Origin of the sequence: Amycolatopsis sp. NPDC004169 (assembly GCF_040610315.1) — a bacterium.
In the GTDB taxonomy this organism is placed as follows: Bacteria; Actinomycetota; Actinomycetes; order Mycobacteriales; family Pseudonocardiaceae; genus Amycolatopsis.
Genome location: NZ_JBEXMD010000003.1, coordinates 366,174 through 377,407, shown reverse-complemented (window position 1 = coordinate 377,407; position 11,234 = coordinate 366,174). Strand labels below are relative to the sequence as shown.

Sequence of the window (11,234 nt, the reverse complement as noted above, 5' to 3'; positions counted from 1 at the left end):
GGTGCCCGAGCGTGCCCGCACTTCCCGCCCCCACACCCCCCCCCCCGCCGGCACCCCCCCCGCCAACTTGCCCCCCCGTGCCCCGGGCACGCGGGGGCCCGGGCCCCGCCGGTCAGAACCAGCCGCAGTTGACCGGCGCGGGGAGACCGGCGAACCGGCCTTCGAGCCAGGCGAACGCCTCCGGGAACGCCCGCACCGCGGCGAGCACGTGCGTCGGGATCAGCGTCGTGCTGAACTGCACCTTCACGCCCTTGCCGCACCACGTCCGGCCCAGGTCGCGGTCCTGCGCGTAGGGCACGATGTCGTCGAGCGCGCTGTGCACGATCAGCACCGGCGCCGTCGGCTTCAGCGACCCGATCCGCTGCTCGGCCACCCGCGACGCGTACGGCTCCTCGCCGAGGAACCCGGTCACCGGCCGCCCGTCGGCGGTCAGCGTCTCCGAGTGCGTGAACGCGTGCGCGGCGACCGCCTCCACCGTGCACTCCGTCCGGACCTGCTCGAACAGCTGCTTTCCGCGGGCGTTGAGCAGGCCCGGGATGTTCAGCTCCGGGTAGGCGTAGTTCATGCTCACCATCGCGAACGCCAGGAACCCGAACGCGTAGTGCCCGTCGAGGTTCTTGGCCACTTCGGCGAGGTTCGCCGGCACCGCGCCCGCGTACGCACCCTTCAGGTCGAGTTCGGGTGCGTAGCTCGGCTGCAGCTCCGCCGCCGCGGCCGAGGCGCCGCCGCCCTGGGAGTAGCCCGCGATCGCGACCGGGCCGTCGTCCGGGAGGCCCGCCTCCGGCAGCCGCTGCGCCGCGCGGATGGCGTCGAGCACCGCGTGGCCCTCCGACGCCCGGTTGACGTACGTGTGGTCCCCGGGCGTGCCGAGCCCCTCGTAGTCGGTGACGACGACGCCGTAACCCCTGGTCAGCAGCCCGGCGATGAACGGGCCCTCGTACTCGAACCCGGCAGCAAGCGCTTTCGAGGGCGCGCAGTCGTCGCCCTCGCCCTGGGTGCCGACGGCGTAGGAGACGATCGGGCGGACCCCGGCGCCGTGCCACGCCGACCTCGGCGTCAGCACCGTGCCGGTGACGGCGATCGGCGAGCCGTGCGTGTCGGTGCTGCGGTACATGATCCGCTGCACGTTCGCGTCGGCCTTGATCAGCTGGATCGGATCGATGTAGAACGTCGAGGCCTCGTGCCGGATGACATCGCCGTTGCGGCCCGCCGGCAGGGGTGACGGCGGGTCGTAGAAGGACGCGGCGGAGGCCTGGGGCGGGCCGAGCGTCGCCAGAGCCAGTGCGGAAACCGTGGCGACGGCCGCGGACAGGGCGCGGCGGGGGAAGATACGCATGCTTGCTCCTCGTTGAGCAGGTCGAGTGCGCGGGGAACACCTTTTCAGACAGAGGTGTCGGAAAAAGAGTCACGTGAGGTGGACCACATGTCAAGCCCGGCCCCGCGCGGGCGACCGCGCAAGCTCCCGCTTTCGGAGCAGCGCGCCCGGGTCGTGCAGGCGACCGCCCGGGTCGTCGCGCAGCACGGGATGCAGGGCGCGACCATCGAGCAGATCGCGCGGGAAGCCGGCGTCTCGCGCCAGGCCGTCTACGAGCAGTTCGGCGACCGCGCGACCCTGTTCGCCGAGGTCGTGGCGGAAACCGAAGAGAAGGCTTTCACGGCCATCGCGGGGCCGTCGGTGGCCGACACCCAGCCCGGCCTGCGGGCCTGGGCGCGGGCCAACTACGCGAACATGGTCACCTACGTCGCCGACCACCCCGAGGGCTACGGCGTGCTCCGTGCGGCCGAGCGCGCGGGCGACCCCGCTCTCACCCGGTTGAGGGAGAGGCTGGCCGTCGTCTACGCCGAAGCCAGCCGCAAGCGGTGGGCCGCGCACGGCATCGACTCCGGCCGCGCGGACCGCGCGCTGGTCACGCTCTTCTTCGCGATGACCGAGTCACTGGTCCAGGCCACTTGGGACGGCGAGCCGCCGGACCAGGACGCCCTGATCGACCTGCTCACCGAATTCACCGTGGGCGGCGTCGCCCGCCTGCAGACCAAGGCGAGCGACGTCATCGACCGGTTGCGGTAGCTAAGCCGCCGCCAACGCTGCCGCGGCCGACCCCACCACCCGGTTGCGTCCGCCGTGTTTGGCCGCGTACACGGCCGCGTCGGCGGACGCCATCACCTCCTCGATGGACGAGCCGTCGAGCGGGTAGGCGGCGACGCCGATGGACGCCGTCTGCCGTTGGATGTCGACGGCCGCGCCCTCGTTGGTCGTGGTGCTGATGATCAGTTCACTGACTCGTTGCCGGATCCGTTCCGCGGTCACGATCGCGTCCTCTTTGGACGTCGACGGCAGCAGCGCGACGAACTCCTCGCCGCCGAACCGGCCGACCAGGTCGTGCGCCCTCGTCTCCTGCTTGACCACGGCGGCGACCGCCTTGAGCACGTCGTCCCCCGCGAGGTGCCCGTAGGTGTCGTTGATCCGCTTGAAGTGGTCGAGGTCGATCATCATGGCGCCGAAGCTGCCGTTCTCCCGCTCCGCGCGCGAAATCTCGCGCTGGGCGCCGTCCTGCCAGGTGGTGGCGTTGAGCAGCTGCGTCTTCTGGTCCGTGGTGGCCAGCTCCTCCAGCCGCTTGATCAGCACGGACCGCTGCAGCACGTACAGCGGCAGGATGACCAGCACAGACAGCAGCGGCTCTTCGTTGAGCACCATCACCAGCAGGGCGCCGACGCACAACGTGGACAGCTCGAGCAGGTTGTCGTCCATGTTGCCGAGGCAGGACACCGGCGTGGCGTTCTTCGGGTCGGCCAGGTAGAGGCCGAGGCCGGTGAGCGCGGTGTTGACCGTGAAGAAGGCCAGCGCCGCGAGCGTCACCGTCGCGACCCCGCTGCCGATCGTCATGTGACCGACGACACCCGCGGAGAAGGCCGACAAGATCATCGTGGTCGCGTTCGCGGCCACGCGGTGAAATTCACCCGGACGGGTGCCGGACCAACTACGGAACGCCAAGTAGACGTACAGGACGACGCCGAGCGCGGCGATCAGCTGGGCCGGAAGCAGCAGGCCGGCGGGCAGCAGCCACACCGAAGTCATCGAGATGTAGGGCCCGTTGCTGAGGATTCGGCGCTGTCGCTCGAGCCGCCTGCTGACCTCCGTCTGCGCCACCGCCAGGGCTGTGAGCAGCAGAAACGTGCCCAGTTGGGCGACGGTGACCGGCACGGTCAACAGCGAAACGGCCGTCCAGCTCAGCATGACCGTGATGGCGGTCAGCGTCGCGATGATCCAGTCGCGGGGGCGGGTCCACAGTGCCCACCCCTGTACGCGAGAAATCAAGTCTTGGCCGCGCTGTTCCCCCGATGTGACCATTTTTCCCCCAGACCCTTGCGTGGTTGTACGGTGACAAAGTACTCACGGACAGTTTCAGACCGTTCGCCTGCTGTCCACAAGGGCTTTCGGTGTGTACTTTTTCTTTGACACCGGAACGAGAGGTGGCCAGCGATGCGCGGCAAAGAACAGTGACCGCACAGCGCACCGCAAGGTCGCGCAGGTCGAGCCCACGCGCGGGGCATGTCATGCATGTTCGGCGCGTGCGGCTTCTTTGTCGATCCATCGATCCGGCTCGCCCGACAGCGCCCGGGCCCACAGCACCGCCAGCGGCAGGGTGAGGACGATCCCGGCCAGGCCGAAGATCCCGACCGTCCCGTGCGGGGTCAGCTGATCCGCGAGCACCCCGCCGATGAGCGGGCTGATGCCCATCATCGTGGTCAGGCCGGTGTTGGACAGGCCCATCACCTGCGCCCGCTGCTCGTCGGGCACGGCCAGGGTCAGTGACGCGGTCGCCTGCAGCAGGCAGACCGTCCCCAGGCCGCCCGAGACGATGAACAACACGATCGACGAGATCGGGCCGGGGTTCAGGAAGCACAGCACCAGCGGCACCGCGCACAGCGCCGACAACGGGCCGATCAGCTTCGGCCGCAGCCGGGCGGGCACCCAGCGCGTGTAGACGAAGGTCGCGATGACGCTGCCGATCGGGTCGGCCGCGAGCAGCAGGCCGATCGCTTCGGGGCCGCCGCCCGCCGCCGAGACGTACGGCGCGGCGATGCCCTCGTAGACCGGCAGCAGGCCCATCAGCCAGGTGAACAGCACCAGCGTCCGCAGCGGCCCGCTGGCGAACGCCGTCCGGCCACCGCCGCCGAGGGTCGCGAAGAAGGACTTGCGCTGCTCGCCGCTGGCCGCGGCCGGCCGGGCGCGGACGCCGAAGCGCACGAAGACGGCCGACAGCACGAAGGTGGCCGCGTCGATGATCAGCGCGACGTGCGGGTCGAGGGCGATCAGCAGGGCCCCGCCGCCGGCGAAGCCGAGCAGCTGGGCGCTCTGCACGGTCATGCTCCGGATGCCCATCCCGACGACGAACCGGTCGCCCTCGAGCACCTGCGGCAGCAGGGCCAGCTGGGACGCCTTGAACGGCGGGTTGACCAGGGAGACGCCGCCGACCAGCACGCACATCAGCCAGAACGGCATGCCGGGCAGGGCGACCAGCAGGATCAGGGCGGCCCGCAGCAGGTCGACGAGCACCATCACGCTGCGGCGCGGGAAGCGGTCGGCGAAGCCGGTCAGGAAGATGCCGCCGAGCAGCGACGGCGCGTACGTCAGCGCGTAGGTGAGGCCGGTGAGCGTCGCGGAGTTCGTCCCGGTGAACACGAGGATGGACAGCGCGACCCTGGCCAGCTGGTCGCCGGCGATCGAGAGCAGTTCGCCGAACCACAGCGCCCGGAACTCGGCGATCCCGAACACCTCGCGGAACGTGACGCGATCCGGCGGTGCTGCCATGCGTTTTCTCCCGACCTCTTGTGCATACCGTGCCCGGCACCATGACCACTGGTGACGACACGACCAGCCGGTCATGAGGCAGTCACGGTACGTGAGTTACCTCAGCCAGTGTCCCGTGACTGTTGGTAAATCTCTAGGTTCTTTCGCCGGTATCGAAGGTGTCACGGAGCTTTCCCGAACGGGTCAGACGATAGCCCGCAGTGTCTGACCGATGGCTCAGGAGTCACCAAAGGATCATTCCGTACCCGTTGGTCGGTCGCCAGAGGCAAAAGTAGCCACCTCGCGTGCGCGAGGTGGCTACCGGGGAAACGCGAGGTCAGCCGTCGACGGCCAAGGCGTCCTCCGCGGGCGCCCGGACGGCCTCCGCGGCACGGCGGGCGTCGCGCTTGGCGACCTCTTCGCGGACGATCGGGATGACGTACCGGCCGAAGTCGATCGTGTCGCCGAGCATGTCGTAACCGCGGGAGGAGAGGATCTCCACGCCGAGGTCGTAGTAGTCGAGCAGGGCCTGCGCGACCGTCTCCGGCGTCCCGACCAGCGCGTTCGAGTTGCCGGCGCCGCCGGTCGCGGCCGCGGTCGGCGTCCACAGCGCGCGGTCGAACCGCTCGCCGCTCGCCGCGATCTCCAGCAGCCGCTGCGAGCCGGTGTTCTCGGGTTCGGTGAGCTTGTGCCGCCGGGTCAGCGGCTGCCCGCCCTTGGTGCGGTCCTTGATCGCCCCGACCGTGGCGTACGCCTTCTCCCAGGCCAGCTCCTCGGTCGGCGCGATGATGGGCCGGAAGGCGACCTGGATCCGCGGCACGTCGGTGCGGCCGGCGGCCGCCGCGGCGGCCTTGACCGACTCGATCTGCTCGGCGGTCTGCGCCAGCGGCTCACCCCAGAGGCAGTAGATGTCCGCTTCGGCGCCCCCGGCGGCGTACGCGGCGGGCGACGAGCCGCCGAAGGAGACGTTCGGCCGCGGCTGCTGCACGGGCTTGACGTCGCTGACGTAGTCGGCGAAGCGGTAGTACTCGCCTTCGAAGTCGAAGGGCTCGTCCGAGGTCCAGGCCTTCTTGATGATCTGGATGGCCTCCCGGGTACGCCCGTAGCGCTGGTCCTTCGTCAGGTAGTCGCCTTCGCGCTGCTGCTCGTGGTCGTTGCCCCCGGTGATGAAGTGCACGGTCAGCCGGCCGTCGGAGATCTGGTCCAGCGTGGCGAACGTCTTCGCGGCGAACGTCGGGTACGAGACGTTCGCGCGGTGGGCGAGCAGGATCTGCAGCTTGTCGAGCTTCGTGGCGACGTACGCGGCCGCCTGCGCGGGGTCGGGCGAGCCCGAGCCGTAGGCGAACAGCACCCGGTCCCACCCGAAGTCCTCGTGCGCGCGGGCCAGGCGCAGCGTGTACTCCTTGTCGAACACCCCGCCGGAGCGCGCGTGCGTCTCCGACCCGTCGTGCGTGCCCCCGATGCCCAGGAACTCCACCGGCATGCCGCCCACCTTCTTTCGCCTCGGTACCCCCCACGGCTACGCCTGTCTCGAGGGGGCGGCAACGACGTCCGCAGGGTGGAATCAGCGCCGGTGCGCCTCGATCACCTCGATCGACGCGCGTACCTGCTCGAACGTCGGTGGCGCCGCCCGGTTGAACACCACGGTCAGGGACCGGCGCGGGATGACCACGAACTCGACGTCGACCCCGGCCGCCTCCGCGGCGGCCTCGACGACGTCCCGCCAGTGTCCGGGGTCGATCCCGTCCGGATCGGCCCACTCGTGGGCGAAGATCGCCCAGTTCCCCTGCAAGAGGGTGCCGACCACGTCCTGCGCGGTGGGGACGCGGTGCGGCGAGCCGAGCTCATCGGCCAAGTATTCGCTGGTGGAAGCGGTGGATCGAGGCCCGGGCGCCTGGGTGGACGAAGGTCAAGTGAGCTCCTTTCACCGGAGTGCCCCAGGACTTCGGAGCCGCGCGCGGGGTGGATGGGTTCCGCTCTGTGGGAAGCGGCTCCGGCGCCGGGACCCCGGCGTAGCTTCGGAAGGGTGACCGACCTCCCGCCGTTCACCTTGGCCGTCGTGGGCGCCGGACCCCGCGGGGTCGGCGTTCTCGAACGGCTGGGCGCGAACGCGGGCGAGCTGGCCGGTGGCCGCCGGGTCGAGGTGCACCTGATCGACCCGTTCCCGCCGGGGCCCGGCCGGGTGTGGCGGTACGACCAGTCGCCGCTGCTGCGGATGAACTCCATGCCCGAGGACGTCACGATGTTCACCGACGACTCGGTGAAGATGGCAGGCCCGGTGCGGCCGGGGCCGTCGCTGCTGGAATGGGCGCGGCAGGTGCGCGGCGGCGGGCTCGACGCCGAGGTGCCGCCCGACGTCGTCGCCGAGCTGACCGCGCTCGACGCCTTCGACTTCCCCACCCGGCGGCTGCAGAGCGCCTACCTGACCTGGGTGTACCGGAAGGTCGTCGCGGACCTGCCCGAAGGCGTCGACGTCGTCGAGCACGCGGCCCGCGCGACCGGCGTCGACGGCCGGACCGTCCACCTGTCGGACGGCTCGGCGGTCGTGGCGGACGCCGTCGTCTTCACCGTCGGTCACCTCGACGCCGAACCCGACGAGCGGGAGCGCGAGCTGGTGGCGTTCGCCGCGCGGCACGGGCTGGCCTACTACCCGGCCGGCTACACCGCCGACGTCGACTACGCGGGCGTCGAACCGGGCGAAACCGTGCTGGTGCGCGGGTTCGGGCTGGCGTTCGTCGACCTGATGCTGCTGCTGACCGAGGGCCGCGGCGGCCGGTTCGAGGGCCTCCCGTGCGGCGGCCTCCGCTACCACCCGAGCGGCGCCGAGCCGGTGCTGCACGTCGGCTCCCGGCGCGGGGTGCCCTACCACGCGAAGATCGGCTACCGGCTGCGCGGGAAACCGTTGCGGCTGCCCAGGTTCTTCGACGCCTACGCCATCGACGCGCTGCCCGGGGACGTGCTCGACTTCCGGGCCGACGTCTGGCCGCTGATCGCGAAGGAACTGGCCTGGGGCTACTACAGCGAGCTGTTCACCGCGCACCCCGGCCGCGTGCGGATGGACTTCGCGGTGTTCGCCGACGCCTTCGCCGACCTGGCCTGGGATGCGCCAGCCATGCGGGAGCTCATCGCGCGGGCGGTGCCCGCCGAGGCCGACCGGCTCGACCTCGACCGGCTGGACCGGCCGATGGCGGACCGCACCTTCGGCACCGCGGAGGAGTTCGGCAAGGAACTGCGCAAGTACGTCGAGGCCGACCTGGCGCGCCGGGCGGACCAGGAGTTCAGCGCCGACCTGGGTGCCTTCATGGCGCTGCTGTCGGTGTACGGCCAGCTGCCCCTGCTGGTCCAAAAAGGACGATTGGGGGCCGGCTCGCAGGTGTCCGATATGGACGGCTGGTTCCACGGGTTCTTCTCCTACTACGCCAGCGGTCCGCCGCCGCGGCGCCTGGAGGAGCTGCTGGCCCTGCACGAAGCGGGGATCGTTTCCTTCGCGGGCGCGGAAATGCGGGTGACGGCGGAGCGCGGCGTCTTCGTCGCGTCCTCGGCGAGCCACCCGGAGACGGTCGAGGCCCGCACGCTGATCGAGGCGCGGCTGCCGGGCCCGAGCGTGACCCGCGCGGCCGACGGCCTGCTCCGGCAGCTGCGCGACGCCGGCGAGCTCGCGGAGGAGTCGGTGGTGGACCCGGTGACGGGTGGTTCCCTGCCGTCGGGCCGCATCCACACGCGCGTTTCGGACTCCCGGCTGCTCGACGGCACCGGAAGCGCGCACCCGCACCGCTTCGCGGTGGGCCCCCACACGAGCGCCCGCTCGGCGGCGGCGTTCACCCGGCCGCGGACGAACGCCCTGTCCTTCCGCCAGAACGACGCCGTGGCCCGCGAAATCCTGGCGCTGGTCAGCCCGCCCAGCTGACGAGCTCGCCGAGGACGACCTCGGGCGCGGGCAGGCCGGCGATCTCGGCCGCGATGCCCCGGGCGATCTGCCGCGCGGCCGGGTCGTCGAGCAGCTCGCGGGCCGCCGCCTCGATCGCGGGGATCCGGACGGCGTCGCCGGCCAGTGCCTTCGCCGCGCCGAGCGCCGACAGCGTGTCCGCGTTGGCGAACTGGTCCGCGCCCTGGGGCAGGATGAGCTGCGGCAGGCCGGCGGCGAGCGCGCCGAGCACCGTCCCGGTGCCGCCGTGGTGCACCACCAGTCCCGCGTGTTCCAGCACCGACGCCTGCGGCACGAACCCGGCGACCCGCACGTTCTCCGGCACCGGGCCCAGCGCCGCGGGATCGCCCGGGCCGACCGCCACCAGCACGTCCACCGGCAGCCGCGACAGGGCGGCGATCGCTCCGCGCAGCACCTGGGTCGCGCCGAAGACGACCGTGCCCAGGGTCAGGTACGCGAAGCCGTCTTCCGGGAGCGGGGGCAGCGGGACCGCAGCGTTGTATTGCGTCGGGCGCATCCGGAAGACCTTCGGCACGGCCGCCGTTCCCGGGTCGCGGACGCTGTCGGGCCAGACGTCGACGCAGGCGTCGCCGAGCATCGCGTCGGCGGGCAGCGTGTCCCAAAGCGGGGCCAGCCGCTCGGCCGCGACGGACAGGACCTCCGGCGACACCGACCGGCCGATCACCTGCGAGACCGCCGGGATGCCCGCCTGCTGCGCCAGTGCACCGGTGCCGACGTCACTCTGCTCGTAGACCACCAGATCCGGCCGCAGTCCGGGCAGCAGCGGGCGCAGGTCTGCGATCGTCGCCCGCGGCAGCAGTTCGGCGAACATCGTGATGCCGACGTCGAGGAAACCGGCGTCCGCGCCGTGACGCCGCTGGGCCTCGGCCTCCGCGTCGCGGATGGAGATGCCGACGCGGTGGACTTCGAAACCGAGCTCGCGCACCTTCGGCACAAATGCCTCGCCGGTGCCGAAGACGACCTCGTGCCCCGCCGCGCGGGCCGCGTTCGCCAGTGGGAGCAGGGGAAAGAGGTGGCCGTACGCCGGGCGGCACGTGAAGAGGATCCGCACCGCCCGAGCGTACCGGTGTCAGCAGCGGTTGAGCATGTCCGTGAGGGCGGACTTCTCGGCGGAGTTGATCGTCAGCTTGAACTTGTACTTCACCGCGACCCACATCTTCGCGTAGGTGCACCAGTAGCTGACCAGCGGCGGCTTCCACGCGTCGGGCGACTTGTCGCCCTTCTCCTGGTTCACGTTGTCCGTCACGGCGATCAGCTGCGGGTCGGTGAGGTCGTTCGCGTACGCCTGGCGCTGCGCGGTCGTCCACGACGACGCGCCGGTGCGCCACGCGTCCGCCAGCGGCACGACGTGGTCGATGTCCACATCGGACGCCGCGGTCCAGGTCGCGCCGTCGTACGGGCTGAACCACTTGCCGGAGGTCGCGGCGCAGCTGGAGTCGGTCACCACGTTCGTGCCGTCGCGCTTGAGCACCACTTCACGCGTGTTGCAGCTGTTGCCCTGGTCGATCCAGTGCGGGAACTTGTCGCGGCTGTAGCCGGTCTGCGAGCCGTCGGCCTTGACGGTCAGTGCCGCGAGCTCCGACTTGGCCGTGGTGGCCGACGGGATGCCCGGCGGCGTCGCGTCCGCGACGCCGGCCAGGGTGCCGGACAGCACCGCGGTGACCGCGAGGATGGTGAACGAGTGACGAACAGCACGCCTGGTTGGCATCTTGCTGGCCTCCGCGTCAGGAGTGGGGACAGCTCACCCTGCGACACGGGAGTAGCGGGTACAACACGTATAGGTGACGTGTTGCTGTCCGTCAGACGGCGCCCCGGACCAGCCGCAGGTCCTCGGTGTGCCGGTACCAGGTCCACTTGTTCACCGCGCGCTCGAAGACGACGTCGTCGCGCACCGGCCGGGTCGGGATGCAGCCGATCTGGAACGCCCGCGAGTACAGCGTCGACGGCCGCTTGAAGATCGTGCCCTTCACCACGCGGACGGCCAGGCCGGGCCCGCCTGGGTCCGGCGTCACCTCGATCGAGGTGGCCGGCCCGCGCAACGCCACCTGCTCGTCGGCGTAGGCCACTCCGCGGACCATCCGCAGCTGCCCGCGCCCGACGAGCACGCCGCCGACGTCGTCGCGGATCAGCGGCACCGGGTCGACCTCGCCGCGCAGGGCCAGCGCGAGCGCCCGCAGCGGCGTTTTCGGCAGGTCCCACAGGGCGCCGACCACCGAGTCCGGCGACGACGGCACGAACCCGACCGACACGCCGGAGATCGCGTCCTTCCGGAGCAGCCGCAGCACCACCGCGGCGAGGTCGGCGTCCGTCCCCGACACCACCAGGTGATCGTGTTCGCCCAGCAAGGGGTCGATTTCCGCCTTGCCGGGACGGCTCGGCACGCGGATCGACTCGACGTCGTCGACCTCTTCGAAGCCGGCGGCGTCCTCGCCACAAGCCACCACGATTCCGCGCACCCGCACGTCCTCCGTTACAGTCATGCACCGGCATTTCCTC

At 71.2% G+C, this 11,234-nt stretch carries 10 protein-coding genes; 2 read left to right on the top strand and 8 right to left on the bottom strand.

Annotated features, from left to right (window positions below; all coding sequences use genetic code 11):
• Positions 1–112 precede the first annotated feature (112 nt).
• Entirely contained in the window at positions 113–1,336 is a 1,224-nt protein-coding gene (locus ABZX11_RS06460) for a lipase family protein (RefSeq protein WP_354910440.1), read from the bottom strand.
• 87 nt (positions 1,337–1,423) lie between these two features.
• On the opposite strand from ABZX11_RS06460, the gene ABZX11_RS06455 reads away from it, so the two are divergent.
• On the top strand, positions 1,424–2,068 hold the full coding sequence (locus tag ABZX11_RS06455) for a TetR/AcrR family transcriptional regulator (protein WP_354910438.1): 645 nt from the start codon (positions 1,424–1,426) through the stop codon (positions 2,066–2,068).
• Here the strand turns inward: ABZX11_RS06455 and ABZX11_RS06450 are convergent, their stop codons facing one another.
• The 4 genes from ABZX11_RS06450 to ABZX11_RS06435 form a co-directional block, all read right to left on the bottom strand.
• Positions 2,069–3,232: a GGDEF domain-containing protein gene (locus tag ABZX11_RS06450; RefSeq protein WP_354910481.1), complete on the bottom strand. Its 1,164-nt coding sequence runs from the start codon at positions 3,230–3,232 to the stop codon at positions 2,069–2,071.
• 321 nt (positions 3,233–3,553) lie between these two features.
• On the bottom strand, positions 3,554–4,813 hold the full coding sequence (locus ABZX11_RS06445; RefSeq protein WP_176174073.1) for an MFS transporter: 1,260 nt from the start codon (positions 4,811–4,813) through the stop codon (positions 3,554–3,556).
• Between the two features lie 316 nt (positions 4,814–5,129).
• Entirely contained in the window at positions 5,130–6,275 is a 1,146-nt protein-coding gene (locus tag ABZX11_RS06440) for an LLM class flavin-dependent oxidoreductase (protein WP_354910436.1), read from the bottom strand.
• Positions 6,276–6,356: 81 nt separating this feature from the next.
• Complete coding sequence (locus ABZX11_RS06435) at positions 6,357–6,647, bottom strand: hypothetical protein (protein WP_176174075.1); 291 nt, start codon at positions 6,645–6,647, stop codon at positions 6,357–6,359.
• Between the two features lie 171 nt (positions 6,648–6,818).
• On the opposite strand from ABZX11_RS06435, the gene ABZX11_RS06430 reads away from it, so the two are divergent.
• Positions 6,819–8,699: an FAD/NAD(P)-binding protein gene (locus ABZX11_RS06430; protein ID WP_354910434.1), complete on the top strand. Its 1,881-nt coding sequence runs from the start codon at positions 6,819–6,821 to the stop codon at positions 8,697–8,699.
• Here the strand turns inward: ABZX11_RS06430 and ABZX11_RS06425 are convergent.
• From ABZX11_RS06425 to ABZX11_RS06415, 3 genes are all read right to left on the bottom strand, one after another.
• Complete coding sequence (locus tag ABZX11_RS06425; protein WP_354910432.1) at positions 8,683–9,789, bottom strand: glycosyltransferase; 1,107 nt, start codon at positions 9,787–9,789, stop codon at positions 8,683–8,685. The two genes, ABZX11_RS06430 and ABZX11_RS06425, sit on opposite strands and share 17 nt — an antisense overlap.
• Before the next feature lie 18 nt (positions 9,790–9,807).
• Positions 9,808–10,446, bottom strand: a complete 639-nt coding sequence (locus tag ABZX11_RS06420) for an HNH endonuclease family protein (RefSeq protein ID WP_176174078.1) — start codon at positions 10,444–10,446, stop codon at positions 9,808–9,810.
• Positions 10,447–10,537: 91 nt separating this feature from the next.
• Positions 10,538–11,182: a hypothetical protein gene (locus tag ABZX11_RS06415; RefSeq protein ID WP_176178064.1), complete on the bottom strand. Its 645-nt coding sequence runs from the start codon at positions 11,180–11,182 to the stop codon at positions 10,538–10,540.
• Positions 11,183–11,234 lie beyond the last annotated feature (52 nt).